We start from the raw sequence: 21,154 nt of genomic DNA, 5'->3' as shown, positions 1-21,154 counted from the left end.
CGCGTTTCTCCTCAGCGCGTTCTGAGCAGGAGCGCGTTGGAATTACTAGACATTAAGGAGTAATGAAAAATGAGTTTTAGAGAACTTGGACTATCCAGTGCTTCAGTTGAAGCAGTTGAAAGAAAGGGTTTTTCAATCCCAACAGACATTCAGAGGGAGGTCATCCCCCTTCTACTGTCCGCTGAGAGCGATATTGTGGGTCAATCAAAAACGGGAAGCGGAAAAACAGCAGCTTTTGGACTTCCGATTCTGGATTCGATAGATGAATCCATAAGGGAAGTTCAAGCGTTGATTCTAACCCCCACAAGGGAGCTTGCCATACAGGTCACTGATGAGCTCAGGTCGCTCAGGGGCAAAAGGAGGATTTACGTTTACTCCGTTTACGGCGGACAGCCGATCGGACCTCAAATAAGGGCCCTTGAGAGGGGCGTCCACATAGTAGTTGGAACTCCTGGACGGGTTCTCGACCACATAAACAGAGGTACTCTGAACCTCGATGGGGTCAGGTTCTTCGTCCTCGATGAGGCCGACAGGATGCTGGACATGGGCTTCCAGGAGGACATCGAAGCAATCTTCAGGGCAACCCCCAAGGAGAAGAGGGTCCTGATGTTCTCAGCCACGATGCCGATGGATGTCCTCCTGCTGGCAAAGAAGTACATGAGAAACCCCGAGGTAGTCATCGTCAGCAGGGACGAGCTTGTCCCAGGAGAGGTTGAGCAGGAGTACATCGAAGCTGTTCCCCACAGAAGGTTCGACCTTCTCACCAAGATACTCTCAGATGAGTCTAATGAGTTTTACGGCATAGTGTTCTGTCAGACTAAAGCCGAGACGAGGGAACTCTCTATGAGGCTTAGGGCGGCTGGATTCAGGGCAGAGGCCCTCAACGGCGATATGAGCCAGCCGGCTAGAGAGAAGACGTTCAATCGCTTTAAGGCCAGGAAAACTAAGATACTCGTTGCGACCGATGTAGCAGCGAGGGGACTTGACGTTCCAGAGATAACCCACGTTATCAACTACTCAATTCCAATGAACCCTGAACAGTACATCCACAGGATTGGAAGGACAGGGAGAATGGGTAAGAAAGGAAAGGCCATAACTTTCATCGCCCCAGGAGAACTGAGGCGCTTTAGGTACATCACAAAGCAGGCCGGCGTTGAGGTCAAGAAGTCCGAACTCAGCGAGGGTATTCCCAAAGAATACCGGGAGAGGTTGAGGCAGGAGGAGCTTGAAGGTGAGTACCGCGGCAGGTGGGGGTCAATGAAGCCCCGCCAGAGAAGGAGGAGATATTGAGGATTTTTCTTTTCCCCCTCTTGTTGATTTCTGATTGCTCTTATATCTGAGTATGAATTCTGAAAAATTCTCTAAAGTCGCTTCTGTGGTGCTTAATCAAAACAAGCAGTTAAGAAGGAAGCAATTAAGAAGGTTAAGAGCTGGCGCCGGGGCAGGGATTTGAACCCTGGCGGGCTAACGCCCACGGACTCTCCAGGCCCGCGCCTTCCCAGGCTAGGCTACCCCGGCGCATAAATGAGAGGAATCAAGAGATGAGCTCGATCTCGATGGTAACATCCTCGGGAACGCGGATGCGCATGATCTGGCGCATGGCCCTTTCGTCGGCCTCGATGTCAACGAGCCTCTTGTGAACGCGGAGCTCGAACCTGTCAAAGGTGGCGGAACCCTCTCCATCTGGGCTCTTCCTGGTGGTGATCCTGATCCTCTTTGTCGGAAGCGGTATCGGACCGCTCATCCTGACGCCGGTTCTCTCTGCTATCTGCTTGATCTGGTCGGTGACCTCATTGAGGGCCTTAATGTTGGTGCTCGCAAGCTTAATCCTCGCCTTCTGCATTTCCGTCCCTCCTAAAGGTTTGGAAAGAGGTCAAAGGAAGGAAAGATTGAGAAGGCCTTCAGTCGGCCTTCTGGATTGAGATGACCATACCGGCAGCGACGGTCTGGCCCATGTCACGGATGGCGAACCTGCCCATCTGCGGGATCTCCTTGACCGGCTCGATGACCATGGCCTTGGTCGGCCTGAGGATGACGATGGCCGAGTCACCGGTCTTGATGAACTGCGGGTTCTCCTCGACGATGTTACCAGTCCTCGGGTCGAGCTTAGCGAGGAGCTGCTCGAACCTAACTGCGACCTGGGTGGTGTGGGCGTGGAGGACTGGGGTGTAGCCGACGGTGATAGCGGTCGGGTGGTTGAGGACGATGATCTGGGCCTTGAAGGTGTCCTTCGGCCTGACGACGGTCGGCGGGTTGGTGGTGTGTCCGGCAACGTCACCGCGCTTTATGTCGTTCTTACCGACACCACGGACGTTGAAACCGATGTTGTCACCTGGGTAGGCTTCCTGGAGCGGCTCGTGATGCATCTCGATGCTCTTGACTTCACCCTGGATCGGCTTGTGGAAGATGGTGCTGGCCGGCTCGAAGATGACAACGTCACCGACGCGGAGGACACCGGTCTCAACACGGCCGACTGGAACGGTACCGACACCCTTGATTGAGTAGACGTCCTGGATCGGGATGCGGAGCGGCTTGTCAACCGGCTTCGGCGGCTCGGGTATCTGGTCGAGGGCCTCGAGGAGGGTCGGGCCGTTGTACCAGGGCATCTTGTCGCTCTTCTTAACGACGTTGTCGCCCTCCCAAGCGCTGATCGGGATGATCGGGAAGTCCTTGTAGCCGAGCATCTGAAGGAGCTTCTTAACCTGCTCGGCGACCTGCTTGAACTTCTTCTCGTCGTAGTTGACCATGTCCATCTTGTTGATGGCAACTATGATGTGGTTGATACCGAGGGTCCTGGCAAGGAAGGCGTGCTCCTTGGTCTGCGGCATGACACCGTCGGTAGCGGCGACGACGAGGACAGCCGCGTCGGCCTGGCTGGCACCGGTGATCATGTTCTTAACGAAGTCCCTGTGGCCCGGAGCGTCGATGATGGTGATGTACCTGTGCGGGGTCTCGAACTTGGTGTGGGCGACGTCGATGGTGATACCGCGCTCCCTCTCCTCCTTGAGCCTGTCCATGACCCAAGCGAACTTGAAGGACTTACCCTTCTCACCCATCTCCTCGAACTTCTTGATGATGTTCTCCGGGATGTTCGCTGTGTCGAAGAGCAGCCTACCGATGGTAGTGCTCTTTCCGTGGTCTACGTGGCCTATAAACACAATGTTAACGTGTGGCTTCTCCTTAGCCATTTTCAAACACCTCCATATTTTGGTCTAGTCTCGTTGACTAGGATGGCTTTTTAAATCTTTCGAACCTCGGCCCCCTCGGGCGGGAAACCCGCCGTTTTCGGGGGGACCTCATGAGTTCTGGGTTTAACTCAAGAACGGGGTTTAAAAAGTTAACTAATGACGGATTTAGACTTTCACGTGATAAAACAGAGTTCTTGAGAAAAGGTCAAAGAGAGAACAAGAAGAAAGCCCGCATCACTGCTGCGGGCAGACGTCCTGCTCCTTCGGCGGGTTGGGGTCGAGACCCTTCCTCTGGCGTATCTGTCTGATTATCTGCTGGGCAAGCTCGTTTGGAACGCGCTTGAAGCCAGCGTGCTCCGTTGTCCAGAGGGCCTTACCGCTGGTGGCTCCACGGATGGCTCCAGCGAATCCGAACATCTCCGCAACTGGAGCCTCGCCGATGATGATCATGACCTCGCCCTCCTGCCTCATGTCAATGAGCTGACCGCGCCTCTGGTTGAGCTCCCTGCTGACGGCACCCATGTACTCGTAGGGCACGTTGATGATGACCTTCTGGTACGGCTCGTAGAGGACAGGTCCAGCCTTCATCATGGCGCAGTGGATAGCGCTTCTGATGGCCGGGTAGATCTGAGCCGGACCGCGGTGGACGTTGTCCTCGTGGATCTTGGCGTCGTGGAGCCTGACGATGACCTTCATGACGGGCTCCTTGGCGAGCGGTCCCTCATCCATGGCCTGGTGGAAACCGTCGACGAGGAGGTCCATGACCTCGTTGAGGTACTGGATACCCTTGGTGTTGTCAAGGAACATGTTGCCGTTGTAAATGTCGACGATACCCTTGGCAATCTCATAGTCCATACCGAGCTCGGCGAGCTTCTTGGCGACTGCCTTCGGGTCCTTCGGCCTGCCCTCGGGAATCTCGCCCTCCCTGATCGCCTGGTAGATTTCATCCGGCATCGGCTCGACTGTGATGTAGAACCTGTTGTGCTTGTTCGGGGACTTGCCCTCGACGATCGGGCTCTGCTTGGTGACGCTCTCGCGGTAGACGACGATCGGCGGTGAAACTTCTACATCGAGCTTCCATTCGGTCTTGAGCCTGTGGAGCTTGACCTCGAGGTGGAGCTCACCCATACCGCTGAGGAGGTGCTGGCCGGTCTCCTCGTCAATCTTGACGTGAAGGGTTGGGTCTTCCTTGGCGAGCTGCCTGAGGGCCTCAACGAGCTTCGGAAGGTCCTTAACGTTCTTGGCCTCGATAGCTACCGTAACAACCGGCTCGCTGGTGTAGTGGAGGGCCTCGAATGGCTCGATCTGCTGGACTGAGACGGTCTCACCGGCCATAGCATCGCGGAGGCCAGTAACGGCAACGATGTTTCCAGCGGGAACGGCCTCCATGTTGATCCTCTCGGGACCCATGTAGATACCGACCTGCTGGATCCTGGCCTTCCTCTTGCTGTTGATGAGGTAGACCTCCTGACCGGTCTTGACGGTACCGCTCCAGACACGGCCGGTAGCGACCTCACCGGCGTGCTTGTCAAGGATGATCTTGGTAACGACCATGGTCATCGGTCCCTTCGGGTCGCAGTTCATCATTGCCTGACCGACCTCGCTGTTGATGTCGCCCCTCCAGAGGTGCGGGATCCTGTACTTCTGGGCCTCGAGCGGGTTCGGGAGGTGCTTAACGACCATATCCAGGACGACGACGTGGAGCGGGGCCTTCTTCCTGAGGGTCTTGAGGTCACCGGCGTTGGTGAGGTCGATGATGTCCTTGAAAGAAACACCTGTCTTCTTCATGTAGGGAACGCTGAGGGCCCAGTTGTAGTAAGCGCTACCGAAGGCGACACTACCGTCCTCGACCTTAACGAGCCACTTGTCCTTGAACTCTGGCGGAGCGTACCTCCTGATAAGCCTGTTCACGTCGGTGATGACCTTGACGAAGCGCTCCTGCATCTGCTGGGGAGTAAGCTTGAGCTCCTTGATGAGTCTGTCAACCTTGTTGATGAAGAGAACCGGCTTGACGTACTCCCTGAGGGCCTGCCTGAGAACGGTCTCGGTCTGGGGCATGACACCCTCAACGGCGTCAACGACGATGATAGCACCGTCTATGGCACGCATGGCCCTGGTAACGTCACCACCAAAGTCGACGTGACCCGGAGTGTCGATGAGGTTGATGAGGTAGTCGTTGCCCTCGTAGTTGTGGACCATCGAAACGTTTGCCGCGTTGATGGTAATACCCCTCGCCTGCTCCTGCTCGTCGAAGTCGAGGACGAGCTGCTTTCCGGCGAGCTCCTCGCTGATCATTCCAGCACCGGCGAGCAGGTTGTCGCTCAGAGTGGTCTTACCGTGGTCAATGTGAGCGGCGATACCCATGTTCCTGATCCTCTCAGGCTGGGTCATCAATTCCTTAATCTTCGCAATCATCTCTTCCCTTCTTCCCATAATACACCACCTACTCTCTTGAATGAGCTTGTCGGCTTAACTTAAAAGGCCCAGTTATAAAGCTTTTCCCAGTTGAGAATTGAGAGTGACGTGGTGATTTTGGATCACTTAAGGGTTTTGGATGTAAGAAGAGATGACTCCCAGTACTTCCTCTAAAGTGATTTCTGATGATGGAAGCACGTTCTTCTCACTACCGACGTGTTTATGGTGTGGGAACGTAGGTAGATTCTTGTGGTGCGGTGCATTGTCCCACCTTATTATCAGCTCACTGTCCCTCTGCCATTGAAAGGAGTAGTTGTACTCCTCGTTGGATACGAACTCTCGAATATGGAGAACACTTCCATCAATTAGCTCCGTGCGTATCTTCAGAAAATAGAAATCTGAACCTTCTTTGTAGTCGAGTATATCATAAGACCTGACTATCTCGCTTTTCTCAAGCAATTCTAACTCTCTGAGCATTCTCAATCTCCCGCAGCTTCTTTTGAAGCTCTCTGAACTTTCTAACGTAAGCCTTCCACTCTATGTAATCGTCCCACGCTTCAAAACTCTCATCCTTTTCTCTTATCCTTTTTTCGAACTCTTCAAAACTCACACCGTACTTTCTCTCAAACTCGGCTATTCTTTCCCGTATTGGCGCCAGTTCAGATATTAGCTTGAGCTTTTCATACATGATTACCTCGTCCTTGGTAACTACTACCTCACTCACACTTCTCACCTGAACTAGTATTAAGATACTGGTCTAATTAAGGTACTGGTCTAAAAAAGCTTTTTCAGGAACACTTCCACGTCCTCTCTCACATCCCCCCTGGCGTAGACACACCATCTCCAGTACACGTCCTTCATTTCCACGAGGGATCTGACGAGGGGCGAAACCTCACTGAGCCTCTTCGTCTCGCTTCCAATCTTCACGAAGGCGTTCCTTTCCTCGTACTTGGGTTTTGGCGGGTAGTCTAAGAGAGCAGAATGGCCAAACTCCTCTTGAAGCTCTCTTTTCAGGGTTGAAATTGTCTTTTCATCAAGCTCTTTGTTCGAGCAGTAAACCCTCTTGTAGAGCTTCCTGTCGTCTATGGCCCTTATAAGCTCCCTAACTTCCGGCTTTTCGCTACTTCTGAGCCTCGAAACTAGGTCTATCTCATCCATGATACGGATCTCCTCTAAGGATATCCCTTCAATCTCGACGGCCTTTCTCAGCATGGCCTCCGCTATCTTCGCCGTATGGTGGAAGTAAACGGTCGGGTACATCATGGCCCTCGAAAGCAGGAGGTTCTGGGCCGCCATTATTCCTTTTTCCTCAACCACGAGCATTTTCCCATCGAACTTCAGGTTCCTCACGAGCCGTTCGAGGTCAACGACGCCGTAGGCTGCCCCTGTGTAGTAAGCGTCCCTAACGAGGTAATCCATCCTGTCTGCGTCTATGTCGCCGCTGACGATTGGATGCTTTAAGAGCTTCTTAAACTCCTGGGTCGAATAGTTCTCCTTGATTACGTCTCCGACGCTTCCATGTTCTATAACCCAGAGCGTGTTTTCCTCGTGCCTCGGGTAGAGGCCCTCAAGGGTGTGCGAGAACGGGTAGTGGCCTATATCGTGAAGGAGCGCCGCGTATAAGGCTCCTTCCCCTATTTCAGGGTTGTGAGCGCGAATCTTCTTTGCGAGGTGGAAGGTTCCAAGTGAATGCTCAAAACGGGTGTGCCTCGCTGAGGGGTACGCCAAAAAAGCGAAGCCGAGCTGGGTTATCCTCCTAAGCCTCTGAAACTCTGGGGTGTCCACGAGCTTCCTCGCGAACTCATCGAGCTCGATGTAGCCGTGAGCCGGGTCGTGGACAAGCTTCATCTCTAGACCTCCAGGAAAATAAGGGAAAAGAGGTCAACTCAGCTCTTTTTCAACTTTCTCCAGTCCTTCAGCGTAAACGTCGTTGAGCACTTTCAGGAACTCGCTCGCGGTAACGACGTCCCTAACGTCTATCCTCTCGTACTTTGTGTGGGAGATGTCGAGGTTGCCGGGACCGAAGACTATTGTTCTGGTTCCGTTGTACATGAAGTTGATCGCATCGGTCCAGCTCCTCATACCGCCGAACTCATCGAGGCCGACCTCCCTCATCGCGGCTTTGGCCAGCTGGACTATCTCCTCATCTGGATCAAGCTCGTAGCCGTCCCATATCTCCGTGTACTCATACTTCAGCGTGTACTCGTCGAGGATTGGATCCATGAGGTCGAGAACGTCCTCGACTTCCTGATCCGGTAAAAGCCTCGCCTCAAGGCGGCCTTTGCAGAGGGCTGGAATGAGATAGACGGGGTTCTCGCAGAGGAGCTCCTGAATGCCTATGTGTGGGTCGAAGTACTTGCCCTTCTGCTTGAAGGGTTCAAGGTTCTTCAGCTCGTTGAGCATCTTGTAGGTCTCTTCAATAGCGTTGACACCGCTCTCTGGACAGGCACCGTGGGCTTCCTTGCCGTCCACCTCAAAGTAGGCCTCGATGTTGCCTGCGTGGGCTATATGGACTTCAAGGTCGGTGGGCTCAAGGACAACCGCCATCTTCGGCCTATACCTCTCCATGAAGAGGGCACTTCCGCGTCCGCCAAGTTCTTCGTCGCTGACGAAGACGACGCCGACGTTCAGGTCTTTGCCCTCTTTCTTCAGGCTCTCCATCATGAGGAGTATTGCAGCCGCTCCACCCTTGATGTCGCTCGCGCCGGTTCCGTAGATGATGTTACCCCTCACGAAGGGCTCAGCTCTTATCGGGATCGTGTCGACGTGAACCTCGTAGAAAAGCTCAGCATCTGGATTCACGACGAGGTCAATTATCTCGCCGTCGCTCTCGATGTGAACGTCGTAGTCAAGCCTGTGGAGGAACTCCATGATGTGGAGCATTATCCTGTCTTCCTGCCCGGATGGGGAGGGTATCTTCAAGAGCTGAAGGAGGATCTCCTTCGCGCGTTCAGTCTTCATTTGGGTCACCTAATCAGATTGGGGGGCTGGGTTTATAAACGTCTCTTTGTAACATCTTAGGGCGATGAAGAGATTCATCCCTCCTGACGGGGACTCGCTCCCCCCGAGATGAAGACGCGGTCCCCCCTTGAGCCCCTTTCTGGAGGTGAAATAATGGGTGTAAGTCCCGGCGAGGGCTTTCCCAGCAAGCTCATCCCGATTGAGGTTCCGCCCCACGTTGTTATGCTCCGTGGGATAGGGTGGGACTCCAACATCTACCTCGTCAGAGACGGAGAGGAAGCCCTTATAATTGACACCGGGACTGGAATAAACTGGCACGTTTACACTGAAATCTGGGAGAGAGAGGGCTACCTTACCGATGTTGAGCACGTAACGATTTTCAACACGCACGAGCACTTTGACCACGTTGGGGGAAACAAGGTTCTGCAACGCTGGCTGGAAGAGCGTGGAATTGAGGTGTCTTTTGCCACACACAAGATAACCGCAAACGTGCTCGAACGCGGTGACGAAGGTGTGATCCTGTCGTACTTTTACGGCAGGCGGTTTGAGCCACATCAAGTAGACTTCAAGCTTGAAGATGGAGACAAACTGAATGTCAGCTCGCTTGAGCTTTTGGTTGTCCACACTCCCGGCCACACCGCTGGAAGCTCCTGCCTTTACCTCGACGACGGAAAGCACAGGGTCATGTTCACGGGCGACACGGTCTTCAAGGGGACAGTCGGCAGGACGGATCTCCCGACTGGAGATGGCTGGGCGCTCAGGGAGAGCCTGGAGAGATTGGCTGAGTTTGACGTTGACTTCGGCTTCCCAGGGCACGGCGACTACATAAGGGACTGGAAAGAGAACTTAAGGGAAGTCTTGAGGTGGCTCCCATGAGAAAGGGCTCCGTTAAGGAAGTGCTGGCGAAGATAAAGTACGACCCGCGGGAGAAGGAGGAGGACTACTACGTTGTCATCGAGCACAGGGGGGCTTATGGTGGGGAAAAGAAAATACCGGTCGAGCTTATCGAGCTCGGACACGGCTACTTCTTCGTTGGAGAAGCCCAGATACCCTACCACAGAATCCTGCGCGTCGTTAGAAAGGATGGAAAAGTCATCTGGGAGACGAAGAAGCTATAGTATAACTTCAAACTCAGACGTGAGCAGGCCCCACTCCTTCTTCTCAAAGGCATCCGGATTGGCGCTTACTATGATGTACCCATTGTAGACCATGGCAGCGTCCTTTACGTAGAGCAGAAAATCCATTGCATCCTTGAAGCCAAGTTCAACAACCAGGTAACCAACATTCTGGACAAACACAACTCCCTGCTTTCCGTTTTCTTTTGCAGATTTGAGGAACTTAAGGAGCTCGCCTTTGAGTTCGGGGACGAACTTTGGGGGCACTACCTTCCCGGGGTATTCCTCTGAGATTTTTGAGACCCATATCACGTTGTCTATCTCAGTGAGCTCTCTAAACTTGTCCGGGTGCTCCCTTATAACTGCTATCACTTCCCTGTTTTCCGTCAGCATATCTAAGAGAATGTACTTTGCTTTCTCGTCGTCGGTTACCAGATAAGCACCCGATCCTAGCCTCTCTATAAAGACGTGCCTGCGCTCAAAGGAGATAACGATATCGTAGACCTTCTTTATCTCTTCGTAGTGTTTCTGCTCAATCTGTGAAAGCTCGAAGGCTATTCCCCGGACATCTTCGTTCTCGGCAACGCCAGCCAATATTTCATAAGTCCTCTTTGCGAAGAGCTCGCTCTCCATGCAGTACTCCAGCGCCCTTATGTAGTCCTCAACCTTTTCAAACTCAGGATAGAATGGATAGACCTCCACTGGGGGAACATCTACCTTAACGGGCTCCTCTCCTGGAAAGAGCCGCTCAAACGTCCTTCTGAGGAGGAGTTCATGCCCCTTGCTCTCCCTGCTCATCTTTTTAAACAGGGCTCTCACACTCTTTCTTTTCGCCTTCTCGGCAAGTTCGGCATAGTATTTTGCCTCGTCCTCCTCATTGAAGATAGCATAGCTCAGAAGCTCCTTTGGGCTGAGTCTCTTTAACCTCTCAATTATCTCGTTCATGATAACCTGGGGGTTGGGGTGAGAAGTCATTGATCACACCTACCATTCTTAATATTCACAAACTAACAGAAAAGCTTTTCTGTGGAGGGCGATTCTGGGAACGGGAGAGAAGATGATAGACGCCCACTGCCACATTGAGATGTTCAAGGGGAGAGCAGGCGAGGTGGTCGAGGAGAGCAAAAAGCACCTTAAGGCGGTCGTGGACTCGATAACTGAATACAGGAAGTTCCACGTCTGGAAGAGCTGGGAACTGCTGGAGCCATACTTTGGCTTCGTCTTCCCAACGCTCGGCTACGCGCCCAACGAAGCTAGGAGGGGCAACTGGGAGAAAGTTAAAAGGGTCGAGGAGTTCATACGTGAGCACGCCGATGAGATAGTGGCCGTTGGGGAGATAGGCCTCGACTTCTACTACGCTAAAACCGAGGAAGAAAGGAAGAACCAGCGGGAGATATTCCACCACTTCCTGAATCTTGCCGTCGAACTCGACAAACCCGTCGTCCTGCACGCGAGGGATGCTGAGAGGGAGGTTTTTGAAGCGATCCAGAGGGCTGGAGTTAAAGCCTACTTCCACTCCTACAGCGGGCCTGCGGAGCTTGCCCTGGAGATAGTTGGGAACGGCCACATCATCGGGATAAACACGGGGATAGACTTCATTCCAGAGGTGAGAAAGGCCGCCGAAGTGCTCCCTCTTGAAAGCATCGTCGTTGAAACGGACGCTCCTTACATGAGCCCCTACAAGGGTGAGAAGAACTACCCTTGGAACGTGGAGTACGCGGTGAGAAGGATAGCGGAGATAAAGGGTCTGGAGTTTGAAGAGGTTGAGAAGGTGACCGAGAAGAACACTATCCAGTTCTTCGACTTAAAGCTCTGAGGTGAGGGGAATGGTTGAGATTCCAGAGGTTGAGGAGCTTAAGGCGCTTTTGAATGAACTCGGTGAGGAGGGACTTCTGGAAAGGCTTGATGCCTTCGTGAGGATGAACGGGGGGCTCGAGAGCAAGCGCGGGGAGGACTTCATCAAAGTCTCCATCCTTGGCTTTGCCGAGGGCCTCCTCACTGTTTTGAAAGAGAAGTACGATGAACCGAGGGTGAAGGAGCTCTACGAGAAGATAAAGGCGAAGAGGGCCGAGCTGGACGAGCAGTTCAGGAAGCCGGGGATACCCTACCTTGAGGAAGAAGGTTAGAATTTGAAGTTTTTTCAATCGTACCAAACCTTTGTCTTTGCCCTGAACTGGGGGATATAGGGGACTTTGTTAGAGTTCGGAGGTTTGGGCTATTTTCATTCCGTATAGAACTCTCGAAACAGCTTAACCTCCTGGACGTAGCTCCTCCTCAGCTTTAAAGCCGTGTAAGCCCTCTCAAGCTCCCTGCCGAGATAGAAGGCGTGTCTTGGACTTATCTCGAAGTGCTCAAGAACTGTGTCGATTATTGCGTTCGGCTCATCGCCGACTATTGTAAGAACAGCTTCGGTTCCCTTATGGGCGTTCACCCATATCTTGCCTCTCTCCACCCAAATACGGAAGTAAACTGGCTCAAGCTCGACAGGCCTATTCTGTGCCTCCACAACCTCATTGGCAGGCTCGAAGCGCCACTCCGCTTCCCTCTTCTCCTTGAGGATTAGCAGGTCGAAGCCGAGGTCTTTGGGCATGTCAAAGAGGTTCATATCGACAGCCCTTCTCAGCTCCCTAACCGAACCCTTCGCCTTCGCGCTTACCTCCGTTGTCAGGAGGAGGTTTATGGAAAGCTCCTTTGCAATCCCCGCGAGAAGGGCGTTCATTCCAACGCTGTCGGCGTCGTAGAGTTCTACCACGTTCCCAACTCCCGCGAGGAGGACATCGTCCGGGTTTCTCTCGCGGTAGAGCTGGAAGGCCGTAACCGAGCGCGCTAGGTGGGGAACGTGTTCGAGAATCAGGTCGGGGATGATAGTTTTGTAGCCGAGGTCTAGGGCTTTCTCCTTGAGCTTTTCGAGGTACTTAACCCTTTCAGCAGGCTTGGTGGGGAAGTAGCCCTCCCTTTGGTTTGTTGGTATTAAAACGACGGGCTTTTCCGTTACAAGGGCCTCAAGGTTGCTCTCATCGACGCTCAAAAAGAGGTCGGCGTAGTCAAGCGCCCTCTCGATTTCAGGAGTGTTTAGAGAGTCAAAGCTGATGGGAGCTTCAAAACCAGCCTCTTTTAGCTTTTCTCGGATTTCAGGTATCGCGTCTACAAACTCGAGGTTCCTCTCCCCTGCAACCATGCCGATGTCAATTATGTCCGCACCTTCACGGAGGTAGTAGAGAGCCCTCTCGACGGTTTTCTCAACGCCGAGCTTGGGGGCATCGACTACCTCAGCGAGAATCCTCGCGGGAAAGTCCCTTCCTGCCGGAAGGTTGCCGATGATAACGTTCCAGGGCTTTTTCAGGGCCTCTTCAATATAGTTCTTGTTCTTCGCCCTGTTTCTGATGTCCTCAACTCTCTTAAGCGCATCGAAGGAAAAGAGGTCATCTGCAGGAACTTCCTTGCTGAGCTTGAAGCCCTCTTCAAGAGCCTTCAGAACCTGTGGCAGATCCATCGCATTCCTCGGCCCTTTGAAGGCCGGAATCCCAAGTTCGTCCTCGATGATTCGAGCAGAACCCCTTACAAGGCCAGGGATGATGATAAAATCGTAGTCTTCGCTTTTTATCCCGGCTTTTTTCAGGTATCTAACGATCAGCTCAGGGGTGAGGAAGGCGGCGACGCTCACAGGGGCTACGAAAACATCACATCCTCTCCCGTACTTCCTCACGAGCGGCTCTGCCAGCTTCCCAGTCACGAGGAGGATTCTCTTAGGCATGAAGAAAAGTTGGATGCTGTGGTTAAAAGCCCTCCGCCGGTAGGTGGCTCATCACCCTTCAGGCGGGAGTAGTTCTTCATCGGGCCTCGGAATCCTCCCCCCAGGCCTCACCGGTCGGGGAGTGCCCACCCTCCTCATCGGCCCGATAGTATTTTAGACCTTTCCGCTAAAAGCTTTCGGTGGTGGCATGATAAAGGTTGGAACCTGCGGCTTCTGTGAGGCTCGGAGTAAGTACTTTAGAGACTTTGACGCAGTCGAGGTGCAGCAGACTTTCTACCGGATTCTCCAGGAGAAGACGCTGGAGCGCTGGAGGAAAGAAGCTCCCGAGGGCTTCACATTCTCGATAAAGGCCTTCCAGGGAGTAACCCACCCAGCCAACAGCCCGACCTGGAGGAGGAGCAACGTAAAACCCGGAAAAGACGTGGGTCTGCTCAGGCCAACGAGCGACGTCCTTCACTTCTGGAGGGTAACGCTGAAGGAGGCAAAAACCCTCGGCGCGAGGTTCATTCTCATCCAGCTACCGAAGAGCTTCAGGGAGAGTGATGAGAGCTTTGCCAACGCGGAGAAGTTCTTCGAGATGATAGACAGGGGAAACTTTGAGATAGCCGTCGAGCTGAGGGGCTGGAGCGAGAAGGGAATTAAGCGCTTCGTGAGGGAGTTCGACGTCATAGATGTCACAGACCCGCTCGTCAGGATTCCACTTCACACGGGGGATGTCAGCTACTACCGCCTGCACGGTCGCTATGAAAACGGGAGAATAATCTACAGCCACTCCTACAGCGAGGAAGAGCTTCAGAAGGTTAAGGAGAGAGTGATAGGCTGGAATAGGGGTGAAAGCTTCGTATTCTTCAACAACTCGGACATGTGCAAAGACGCGAAGAGGTTCAAGACTCTGCTAGCCGGTTAACCATTTGGGGTCTGATAGCATTCTTTCACTATTATTGATTTTGAAAAATTAAAGTTCTTACAACTGGATTATATAACTTTGCGAATGTCTAGTTATCTGTAAAGGATATTTTATCCATCCAGTTATAGATCGATTTATTTTTCATTTTTTTAACTAAGAGTCCAAGCAATACTTAAATATGGGTTTAGTATTCATGATACTGCCTGATAGAATGTACAATCTCTCCCGGGCAGGAGGGTCGGCGCCATGAAGAAGCTTGTTGCCGTGCTGTTCGGTCTCTTGGTAGTGACAGCAGGGTTCGCAGCAGCGACTCAGTGGAGAGTCACTTCAGTGCATCAGAGACATGCTGGAAGATATGGCTGGGCCTATGCAGAAGTCGGGGTCAAGTATGATGTCCAGCATCCATACACCAACTACGAGATAACCTACAGGTATGGAGATGGTGGCCTGATTAACAAGCTTGATCCATACTCTTATGGGGTCTACAAGTATCCAGACAACACAGGAATCACCGTGAAGACAGTAGTCCTTGCTCCAGATGCCCCAGAGACCGTAGTGGCGTCTGCCCACTGGCCAGCATATTGAGAGTGCCGTCCTCTTTTTCTTTATGAACTACTTGGAGGTGATGTCTTGAAGGGCAAAAACCTGAAATTACTTTTCATTCTTTTGATTGTACTAATTGGTTCATATCCAGTTGAAGCCACGCCATACTGGGTCAAACCGGGAGTTTATGTTAAGTATGCCGCATTAAGACACGAAAAAATTGCTCAAAAGTACAAATCAGGGAACGTGTTCCTCTCAACGGGTGATGTTATTCTTGAGACCAATGGAACTTATATCCAGATGTCTGCTCGGGGAGACACATATTTGACATTCACAATCATGGGCGATGAAGGGGACTACCTGCTCATGAATCTGAGTTTGGAAATGTTTAACGTAACAATAAAGCAGTTTGGAGACAAGACGGTTATATTATGGCCAAAATCTGCTCTGATCTCAAAGAAGAATCTTAACAATGAGACGTTATTCAACGTCACAGAGGCAGGATACTCGTGCACTTACAAGATTAGAAAGGAGGACGGCATGGTCTTTGACACCACAGGCACAAACTACGGCCACACAATCCTCTGGGATGATCTAGGCAATGCTCCTATAATGGTTGGTCAACCGTTTCAGCTTGTTGGCTTCGCAGGCAATTCCGTTTCAAAGGTGGTGAACGTTACTCCTCTGGACGTGACTGTAATCACTAAAACTTCCAATTTCAAGAAGCCAGTGATCTACGTCAGAACCGCGGGAGGTGGGAGTATACAGACCCCTGTTGGGGGGGTTTCGTTCTCAGGAACCGATGCAATCCTGTATTTCGATGGATCTACCGGCATGTTCGTTACGGGCTTTTTCCCAACAGCTCCTGATCTCGCGGCATGCAGAATTAAGATGGTATACTTTATGGATCAGTGGGGCATGTACATGAGTGAGAACCACAAAGAGAAAGGAAAGCTCTACACATACGGAATAGGGTTTTACGATACCAATGCGGAGTTTGGGGTCGCTGAGACGGCACAGTTTTCAAAACCAGAAACAAGCACTAAGTATCTATACATTGTACCTATGGCCTTTCTTGTGTTACTTGTCGTGTTCGCACTGTGGAGGAATAAGCGATGAAAGCATTCCCCGGCTTGGTGTGTATAATGTTTCTTTTTGTTTCTCCTGTATATGCACTACCGTACTGGGTCAAACCGGGAGTTTATGTTGAGTACGCAGCCCCGAGGTATGATCCTTATCTAGTGGAACACGCGGACAAGAGTACCGCTGCCCTTCTATATTCCGTCGGCAATGGGATATACGCCCAGATCATAGCACGTAATGACACCTTCATCAAATTTGAAATTCTCAACGAAACAAATGAGTTCTTCACAGTCAGGGCAGTTGTTAAAATGAGGAACGTGAGTATCGCGTACACTAGTAAGAGTGTCGGGAAGGAGGGAAAGGTTGGAATACCTTACTATGTGATATCCGGTCTTTACCTTATACGGAAGAATGATAGCTCAGTTTTTGACCTTAACGGAACATTCTACGGACACACGATTCTCTGGGTAGACCCAGGGGATTCACCTCGTGAAAATCAAACGTTTATGATCCTTCCTGGAGCCAATAACTGGAAGGCGCACGTTAAATCCTTGGGAAGTATGGACGTCAGACTCAATACGTATTTTGGCCCGTTTGGACCTCCAGTATCCACCATTCGTCTCGTAGGGGATCCACAGCTCCCAGGAGGTGTCGAAATGACTCCAGCATTTAGAACTTCCATAGTGTACGACCCTTCAACGGGCCTCGTCTTTGTCCCCTCCACCCTGCCCGTTGCAATGTTTCCAGATCTGGCTGCCATTGGAATCCATTTCGCCCTATTTACCGATCAGAAGGGCATGTATACGAGAGAACATGATAAGGCAACTAACTGGCCCTCTGGTATCCTCCTCTATGATACCAATGCCCAGTTTCAGGAGGTCGAGACGGTCCCATTCTCTGAGGCAGGAACTCCTACCAAGTATGTGTTCTATGCCTCTTTGCTCTTGTTGGAGCAGTCCTTGGAATTAAAAGCTCACGGAGGATGAAAAAGTGAAAAAAGGCTTTTTAGCCTTCCCTTTGATTCTAGTACTCACGCTTCCACTCGTCTCAGCGATCCCATACTGGGTCAAGCCTGGAGTTTACATAGAGTACGCGGCCATGCGGTACGACCCGTACATCCAGTACAAGATTTCCCAGGGGACTTCTCCAAAGTTAATTAGAACCGCATACATTACTTACATCCACAACGGCACGTTATACCGAATCAGGGTCTACGATGATGTCCACGTCAGGTTCAGGGTACTGGAAGAAAAGAACGGCTACTTAACGGTAGGGGTTCGTATCGAGATGAGAAACGTAACCCTGGGAGTCAGCGTCCCCAAGGGAAAAAATCTGACTCCGATATGGGGCGATGGGGCGGTTATAAAGATTGAGACCTCTCCAAGCTCAATAGACTCGGAGACAGATTATTACAAAGTGTACCTTCGCAGTCTTAGGATCATCAGAGTTTACAGGATAAGGGAAATCGACGGTGCCGTCTTTGACATGAACGGAACTTATTACGGCCACACCTTCCTGTGGGTGGACATCGACCCGAGCACAGCTCCCCAGGAAAACGAGACCTTCTTTGTTCTCCCAGACTTGAACTGGACGATGAGAGTAAACAGAATCTCCTCCATGGACAAAGCTTTAAAAACGTACTACGGAGAATTCGGGCCTCCCGTGGACACTCTCTCCCTGGTGGGCCCCCCGCTTGTAATAAAAGGCATTGTAGAATTCACAAGTCCAACAGGGGGAGGTATACGTTACGATCCTGCCACTGGACTCGTGCTTGCTCCGACAACTCTCTCAGTAATGATTTCTCCCGATCTTTCGGCAATAGGAATACCCTTTGCAATGTTCATGGACGAGCATGTGGCTTACGACCAGTTTGTAAAGAACAGTTTCACATGGGCAGGCACATTGCTACTTTACGATACTAACGCCCAGTTTCAAAAGGCCGAAGAAGTTCCTTTCCCTAAACCAGGGACGCCTGCCAAGTATGTTTTCTACGGTTCCCTAATCTTAGTTGGGGCAGTTCTGGGAATTAAAAGCTCACGGAGAGTGAAAAAGTGAAAAGAGACTTCTTAGCCTTCCCTTTGGTTTTAATACTTACACTTCCGGCAGTCTCCGCAGCACCCTACTGGACCAAACCGGGAGTTTACATCGAGTATGCCGCTATGAGATATGAGCCGTACATCCAGTACCGGCTTTCACAGGGAGATAGGCCGGAGTGGATTCAGACCTCGCTGATGGTTTACAATTATTCAGGGGTTCTATACATACTGAGGACGTTCAACGACACGATTGTAGAGTTCCGCCTCAAAAAGGAGAGGGATTACATACGCTCAAACGTACAGGTAACCCTTTACAACGTCAGCATAAGCACGACCCTCCCAAAGGATATATCGCCACCCGTATTCTGGAACGAGTCAGAGGTAATAGAGACCGAGGTCGAAAACAGCCACGATTTGGGGTTTGAAGACTGGAAATGGTACCGATTCCATGTGAAGAAAGTTGTCATCAGTGGAGAGTACCTAATCCGCGTGAAGGATTACCATGTCATAAAGGGAAATATGGACTACGGGCACACGATGCTTTTTGATGACCCTGCGAACCCGTTAAACAAGGGGGACAGCTTCAGCTTATACCCGATAAGCATAAAGATTCAAGACGCCAGAATTGACAACGAGAGAGTCCTAAAAGGAAGATACACCCAGTTCTATCCTCCCACAAAAACCGTAGTGACAGAGGCCTATGCTCTCAACATCACCCAGCCGTTTGGGAAGGGCTACAACATCCTCTCAATTCTGATGGGGACACTAATATACACCTTCGACGCATCCGACGGAAAGCTAATCGCCACTTACAACGATGGACCCGATCTATGGGCAGTCGGTATCTTGGATGCTCACTTCACGGACGAATACGGTCAGTATAAGGTGGAGGTCGAGCATAAAGAATCATACGCCAGTGGTCTCGTCCTTAGATCGTTCAAAATTGCTGGAGAAAATGTCAAAGGAGAGGTCTCATTCAACAAGCCAATAGCAAAAGCCGCCTATCTCTTTTACGCTTCCCTCGTACTACTGGGCCTAGGCCTCGTGCTAAATATCAAGGCGAGTGACAAGAGAGGGGGGTGATTGAATGGGAAGGCTCTACACCCTTTTTAGATGGGAAATGAACGACCTGATAAAGGTCGTTCTGCTGTTTTTTGGAATACTGCTTGTTGGAATGTCAATGAAGCAGTCAATCATGTACGTAGGAAGTGCAGTGGGTTCAATATCTGGGGCAGACTTCCTGTTCTTTGGAGCTTCCCAGGCCAGTGGAGTATCAACGTCCATTCAAGGCATGCTCAGTCTCGAAGACGTCTGGACCCTCGCAGGTTTTCTGATACTGTTGCTCGGCGCGCTGACCTTCCGCTATGACCGTGACAGCGGCGTTGCAAAGTCTGTCTACTCCCTCCCGTACTCCAACGACGAAATATTCGGCATCAAGCTCATCTCGTTGTTAATCTACGGGTTCCTGATGCTCCTTCTGCCCTTCGCTTACGTTGCCATAACAACATACGCCAGCATAGCCGGCTACCTCCCAGAGATAACCTCAAGATTCCTCAGCGATGCACTGCTCCTCGTTGCTTTCCTCGTGCTCTACCTAATAGCGGTCGCCACTCTGGTTTCCCTTGCCTCCCCCAACGCCTTCCTCGCCTTCATGGCAGGGTTTGCAGTCATATACGCGCCCAAAATACTCGGAAACTCGAGCATGCCACCAGCGCTCTTCATAAACGCTTTACACCTCTGTGGAAGTACCGACTTCAATGTGTTCAAGGCCGCCTACCTTGAGTGGGGGATTGTCGTCCCAATAGTGATCTTCCTCCTCTCGTGGGTTCTCATCAGAAGGAGGGATGTCGTATGAGGTTCTGGGCGGCCCTCCTTGCGGCCATGCTGATGCTCACCGTCGGCTCACTATGGGTCTACAGCTCCTACGAGGACAGGATAGGCTCCGCTGGGCCGGCCTTCCTCACGACATCAAAGGAGGGAAACCGCACCGACATGAGCCAGGTTACGATCTACACCCCCACGAGTTCGCTCGTAAATGTCTCCTGCAACGGCAACGGAATAGTTGAGGTCTACGACATCATCACAGGGAAGTTGGTGGACAGGCACACCGTCTACGGCCATGCGAGGTACCAGATCGTTCTTCCAAGGGAAGGGGACTACCTGGTCATCAACAACCACACCGACGAGGTCTCATGTTCATTCCGCTTCGTCAAAAACTATCCGACCAGAGAAGTCCAGAACGCCCTCTACGTTAGCGGGTCAATTTTTGCGCTACTCCTTGCCCTTATCATCTGGAGGTGGGGGAGATGAAGACCATAATAGAGGCCAGAGACCTTAAAAAGCACTTCAGGAGCATCAAGGCCCTTGACGGGATTACCGTTGAGATTCTTGAAGGTGTAACGCTCATTCTCGGTCCCAACGGTGGCGGAAAGAGCACGTTCCTCAAGCTCGCCACAGGCGTTTACAGGCCGACCTCGGGAGAAATCCTCGTGTTCGGAGAGAGACCGTGGAACAACAGGAGTGTCAAGGAGCGTTTCAGCGTTGCCTATGACCCTCCTGCGTTTCCGCAGTTCGTGACGGGAAGGGAGTGGCTGAAGTTCTTCGCAGAGAGCAGGGGAGTTGGTGAGGAGTCCATAATTAAAGCTGCAGAGCTCTTCGATGCGACCTCCTTCCTGGACAAAAGGATAAGCGAGTACTCGTCTGGGATGCTGAAGAGGATTTCACTCGCTCAGGCCTTTGTGGGGGAGCCAGAGCTGGTTTTTCTCGACGAGCCGCTGGCCAACATTGACTTCGACAGCATGGAGAAAGTCGTCGAAGTCATCGAGGGCATGAAAGGCAAGAGAAGCTTCGTGATAATCAGCCACATCTGGGAGCCATTGATGCCTGTAGTGGACTGGGTCGTCGTGATTGGGAACGGGAAGCTCGTGTTGAGCGGAAGGGCCGAAGAAGTGCAGGAAGATGTCGAGAAGCTCTTTAAACCGCGCATAAGACGTTCAAAAGAGGGAGGAGCCAAGGAAAGCCCCTCCCCCGGGCAGGAGGGTCGGCAAACTCCCACCAGCGTTTGAAAAATCATATTTTGGATTTATTAATTTTTTGCCGTATGAAGATATGAAGATTGTTATGTCTGCTCAGGCACGGGTCCAGGTCATCAC

The 21,154-nt window shown here is 51.7% G+C and carries 23 protein-coding genes and 1 tRNA gene; 14 read left to right on the top strand and 10 right to left on the bottom strand.

Annotated elements, in window-relative coordinates; genetic code table 11:
- Positions 1 to 69: 69 nt before the first annotated feature.
- Entirely contained in the window at positions 70 to 1,290 is a 1,221-nt protein-coding gene (locus ACZ5TN_RS04315; RefSeq protein ID WP_464917255.1) for a DEAD/DEAH box helicase, read from the top strand.
- 141 nt (positions 1,291 to 1,431) lie between these two features.
- Here ACZ5TN_RS04315 and ACZ5TN_RS04310 read toward each other — a convergent pair.
- From ACZ5TN_RS04310 to ACZ5TN_RS04275, 8 genes are all read right to left on the bottom strand, one after another.
- A tRNA-Ser gene (locus ACZ5TN_RS04310) sits at positions 1,432 to 1,518 on the bottom strand.
- A 16-nt stretch (positions 1,519 to 1,534) separates the two neighbouring features.
- The gene (gene rpsJ, locus ACZ5TN_RS04305; RefSeq protein WP_011249262.1) at positions 1,535 to 1,843 is read right to left on the bottom strand and encodes a 30S ribosomal protein S10; all 309 of its coding nucleotides are present in this window, start codon (positions 1,841 to 1,843) and stop codon (positions 1,535 to 1,537) included.
- A gap of 58 nt (positions 1,844 to 1,901) precedes the next feature.
- Positions 1,902 to 3,188: a translation elongation factor EF-1 subunit alpha gene (gene tuf, locus ACZ5TN_RS04300; protein WP_011249263.1), complete on the bottom strand. Its 1,287-nt coding sequence runs from the start codon at positions 3,186 to 3,188 to the stop codon at positions 1,902 to 1,904.
- Between the two features lie 234 nt (positions 3,189 to 3,422).
- Positions 3,423 to 5,621, bottom strand: coding sequence for an elongation factor EF-2 (locus ACZ5TN_RS04295; protein WP_464917254.1), 2,199 nt, complete (start codon positions 5,619 to 5,621; stop codon positions 3,423 to 3,425).
- A 108-nt stretch (positions 5,622 to 5,729) separates the two neighbouring features.
- Complete coding sequence (locus ACZ5TN_RS04290; protein ID WP_054840418.1) at positions 5,730 to 6,080, bottom strand: toxin-antitoxin system TumE family protein; 351 nt, start codon at positions 6,078 to 6,080, stop codon at positions 5,730 to 5,732.
- Positions 6,055 to 6,327, bottom strand: coding sequence for a hypothetical protein (locus ACZ5TN_RS04285; protein ID WP_054840419.1), 273 nt, complete (start codon positions 6,325 to 6,327; stop codon positions 6,055 to 6,057). Before ACZ5TN_RS04285 ends, ACZ5TN_RS04290 begins: the two co-directional genes overlap by 26 nt.
- Before the next feature lie 50 nt (positions 6,328 to 6,377).
- A complete protein-coding gene (locus ACZ5TN_RS04280) occupies positions 6,378 to 7,451 on the bottom strand; it encodes an HD domain-containing protein (protein WP_464917253.1) in 1,074 nt (357 codons plus the stop codon).
- Positions 7,452 to 7,484: 33 nt separating this feature from the next.
- Entirely contained in the window at positions 7,485 to 8,564 is a 1,080-nt protein-coding gene (locus tag ACZ5TN_RS04275; RefSeq protein ID WP_464917252.1) for a M20/M25/M40 family metallo-hydrolase, read from the bottom strand.
- A 153-nt stretch (positions 8,565 to 8,717) separates the two neighbouring features.
- On the opposite strand from ACZ5TN_RS04275, the gene ACZ5TN_RS04270 reads away from it, so the two are divergent.
- Positions 8,718 to 9,440, top strand: coding sequence for an MBL fold metallo-hydrolase (locus ACZ5TN_RS04270; RefSeq protein ID WP_464917251.1), 723 nt, complete (start codon positions 8,718 to 8,720; stop codon positions 9,438 to 9,440).
- A complete protein-coding gene (locus ACZ5TN_RS04265) occupies positions 9,437 to 9,682 on the top strand; it encodes a DUF504 domain-containing protein (RefSeq protein ID WP_011249270.1) in 246 nt (81 codons plus the stop codon). The genes ACZ5TN_RS04270 and ACZ5TN_RS04265 overlap by 4 nt, the downstream gene beginning before the upstream one ends.
- Here the strand turns inward: ACZ5TN_RS04265 and ACZ5TN_RS04260 are convergent.
- The gene (locus ACZ5TN_RS04260) at positions 9,677 to 10,654 is read right to left on the bottom strand and encodes a DUF835 domain-containing protein (RefSeq protein WP_011249271.1); all 978 of its coding nucleotides are present in this window, start codon (positions 10,652 to 10,654) and stop codon (positions 9,677 to 9,679) included. The genes ACZ5TN_RS04265 and ACZ5TN_RS04260 overlap by 6 nt on opposite strands.
- An 82-nt stretch (positions 10,655 to 10,736) precedes the next feature.
- On the opposite strand from ACZ5TN_RS04260, the gene ACZ5TN_RS04255 reads away from it, so the two are divergent.
- Complete coding sequence (locus tag ACZ5TN_RS04255) at positions 10,737 to 11,495, top strand: YchF/TatD family DNA exonuclease (protein WP_011249272.1); 759 nt, start codon at positions 10,737 to 10,739, stop codon at positions 11,493 to 11,495.
- 10 nt (positions 11,496 to 11,505) lie between these two features.
- A complete protein-coding gene (locus tag ACZ5TN_RS04250; protein WP_464917250.1) occupies positions 11,506 to 11,805 on the top strand; it encodes a DUF3216 domain-containing protein in 300 nt (99 codons plus the stop codon).
- Between the two features lie 95 nt (positions 11,806 to 11,900).
- On the opposite strand, the gene ACZ5TN_RS04245 is transcribed toward ACZ5TN_RS04250, so the two are convergent.
- Positions 11,901 to 13,433, bottom strand: a complete 1,533-nt coding sequence (locus ACZ5TN_RS04245) for a dihydropteroate synthase-like protein (RefSeq protein ID WP_464917249.1) — start codon at positions 13,431 to 13,433, stop codon at positions 11,901 to 11,903.
- A gap of 187 nt (positions 13,434 to 13,620) precedes the next feature.
- Between ACZ5TN_RS04245 and ACZ5TN_RS04240 the strand changes: the two genes are divergently transcribed.
- The 9 genes from ACZ5TN_RS04240 (at position 13,621) to ACZ5TN_RS04200 (ending at position 21,067) form a co-directional block, all read left to right on the top strand.
- On the top strand, positions 13,621 to 14,340 hold the full coding sequence (locus ACZ5TN_RS04240; protein WP_464917248.1) for a DUF72 domain-containing protein: 720 nt from the start codon (positions 13,621 to 13,623) through the stop codon (positions 14,338 to 14,340).
- 330 nt (positions 14,341 to 14,670) lie between these two features.
- Positions 14,671 to 14,925 carry a hypothetical protein gene (locus ACZ5TN_RS04235; RefSeq protein ID WP_464917247.1) on the top strand — a complete coding sequence of 85 codons (255 nt, stop codon included), beginning with the start codon at positions 14,671 to 14,673 and terminating at the stop codon, positions 14,923 to 14,925.
- 45 nt (positions 14,926 to 14,970) lie between these two features.
- The gene (locus ACZ5TN_RS04230; protein ID WP_464917246.1) at positions 14,971 to 16,002 is read left to right on the top strand and encodes a hypothetical protein; all 1,032 of its coding nucleotides are present in this window, start codon (positions 14,971 to 14,973) and stop codon (positions 16,000 to 16,002) included.
- Positions 15,999 to 16,952 (top strand): hypothetical protein, encoded by a 954-nt coding sequence (locus tag ACZ5TN_RS04225; RefSeq protein WP_464917245.1) that lies wholly within the window; start codon positions 15,999 to 16,001, stop codon positions 16,950 to 16,952. The genes ACZ5TN_RS04230 and ACZ5TN_RS04225 overlap by 4 nt, the downstream gene beginning before the upstream one ends.
- Before the next feature lie 31 nt (positions 16,953 to 16,983).
- The gene (locus ACZ5TN_RS04220) at positions 16,984 to 18,021 is read left to right on the top strand and encodes a hypothetical protein (RefSeq protein WP_464917244.1); all 1,038 of its coding nucleotides are present in this window, start codon (positions 16,984 to 16,986) and stop codon (positions 18,019 to 18,021) included.
- Positions 18,018 to 19,085 carry a hypothetical protein gene (locus ACZ5TN_RS04215; RefSeq protein WP_464917243.1) on the top strand — a complete coding sequence of 356 codons (1,068 nt, stop codon included), beginning with the start codon at positions 18,018 to 18,020 and terminating at the stop codon, positions 19,083 to 19,085. Before ACZ5TN_RS04220 ends, ACZ5TN_RS04215 begins: the two co-directional genes overlap by 4 nt.
- Positions 19,086 to 19,089: 4 nt before the next feature.
- Positions 19,090 to 19,857, top strand: coding sequence for a hypothetical protein (locus tag ACZ5TN_RS04210; RefSeq protein ID WP_464917242.1), 768 nt, complete (start codon positions 19,090 to 19,092; stop codon positions 19,855 to 19,857).
- On the top strand, positions 19,854 to 20,312 hold the full coding sequence (locus ACZ5TN_RS04205; RefSeq protein WP_464917241.1) for a hypothetical protein: 459 nt from the start codon (positions 19,854 to 19,856) through the stop codon (positions 20,310 to 20,312). Before ACZ5TN_RS04210 ends, ACZ5TN_RS04205 begins: the two co-directional genes overlap by 4 nt.
- A complete protein-coding gene (locus ACZ5TN_RS04200) occupies positions 20,309 to 21,067 on the top strand; it encodes an ABC transporter ATP-binding protein (protein WP_011249281.1) in 759 nt (252 codons plus the stop codon). Before ACZ5TN_RS04205 ends, ACZ5TN_RS04200 begins: the two co-directional genes overlap by 4 nt.
- Positions 21,068 to 21,154: the final 87 nt, after the last annotated feature.

The organism is Thermococcus sp. JCM 11816, assembly GCF_055396515.1.
The sequence above is the reverse complement of the archived record's forward strand: the minus strand, read 5'-3'. Positions and strand labels throughout refer to the sequence as shown.

What these genes read in the sequence shown, in the direction of transcription:
- ACZ5TN_RS04210 (WP_464917242.1), top strand. Translation starts at nt 19,090, where the DNA reads ATGGGAAGGCTCTACACCCTTTTTAGATGGGAAATGAACGACCTGATA.
- ACZ5TN_RS04255 (WP_011249272.1), top strand. Translation starts at nt 10,737, where the DNA reads ATGATAGACGCCCACTGCCACATTGAGATGTTCAAGGGGAGAGCAGGC.
- ACZ5TN_RS04250 (WP_464917250.1), top strand. Translation starts at nt 11,506, where the DNA reads ATGGTTGAGATTCCAGAGGTTGAGGAGCTTAAGGCGCTTTTGAATGAA.
- ACZ5TN_RS04315 (WP_464917255.1), top strand. Translation starts at nt 70, where the DNA reads ATGAGTTTTAGAGAACTTGGACTATCCAGTGCTTCAGTTGAAGCAGTT.
- ACZ5TN_RS04280 (WP_464917253.1), bottom strand. Translation starts at nt 7,451, where the DNA reads ATGAAGCTTGTCCACGACCCGGCTCACGGCTACATCGAGCTCGATGAG.
- ACZ5TN_RS04225 (WP_464917245.1), top strand. Translation starts at nt 15,999, where the DNA reads ATGAAAGCATTCCCCGGCTTGGTGTGTATAATGTTTCTTTTTGTTTCT.
- ACZ5TN_RS04240 (WP_464917248.1), top strand. Translation starts at nt 13,621, where the DNA reads ATGATAAAGGTTGGAACCTGCGGCTTCTGTGAGGCTCGGAGTAAGTAC.
- tuf (WP_011249263.1), bottom strand. Translation starts at nt 3,188, where the DNA reads ATGGCTAAGGAGAAGCCACACGTTAACATTGTGTTTATAGGCCACGTA.
- ACZ5TN_RS04200 (WP_011249281.1), top strand. Translation starts at nt 20,309, where the DNA reads ATGAAGACCATAATAGAGGCCAGAGACCTTAAAAAGCACTTCAGGAGC.
- ACZ5TN_RS04245 (WP_464917249.1), bottom strand. Translation starts at nt 13,433, where the DNA reads ATGCCTAAGAGAATCCTCCTCGTGACTGGGAAGCTGGCAGAGCCGCTC.
- ACZ5TN_RS04295 (WP_464917254.1), bottom strand. Translation starts at nt 5,621, where the DNA reads ATGGGAAGAAGGGAAGAGATGATTGCGAAGATTAAGGAATTGATGACC.
- ACZ5TN_RS04260 (WP_011249271.1), bottom strand. Translation starts at nt 10,654, where the DNA reads ATGACTTCTCACCCCAACCCCCAGGTTATCATGAACGAGATAATTGAG.
- ACZ5TN_RS04290 (WP_054840418.1), bottom strand. Translation starts at nt 6,080, where the DNA reads ATGCTCAGAGAGTTAGAATTGCTTGAGAAAAGCGAGATAGTCAGGTCT.
- ACZ5TN_RS04265 (WP_011249270.1), top strand. Translation starts at nt 9,437, where the DNA reads ATGAGAAAGGGCTCCGTTAAGGAAGTGCTGGCGAAGATAAAGTACGAC.
- ACZ5TN_RS04275 (WP_464917252.1), bottom strand. Translation starts at nt 8,564, where the DNA reads ATGAAGACTGAACGCGCGAAGGAGATCCTCCTTCAGCTCTTGAAGATA.
- ACZ5TN_RS04205 (WP_464917241.1), top strand. Translation starts at nt 19,854, where the DNA reads ATGAGGTTCTGGGCGGCCCTCCTTGCGGCCATGCTGATGCTCACCGTC.
- rpsJ (WP_011249262.1), bottom strand. Translation starts at nt 1,843, where the DNA reads ATGCAGAAGGCGAGGATTAAGCTTGCGAGCACCAACATTAAGGCCCTC.
- ACZ5TN_RS04270 (WP_464917251.1), top strand. Translation starts at nt 8,718, where the DNA reads ATGGGTGTAAGTCCCGGCGAGGGCTTTCCCAGCAAGCTCATCCCGATT.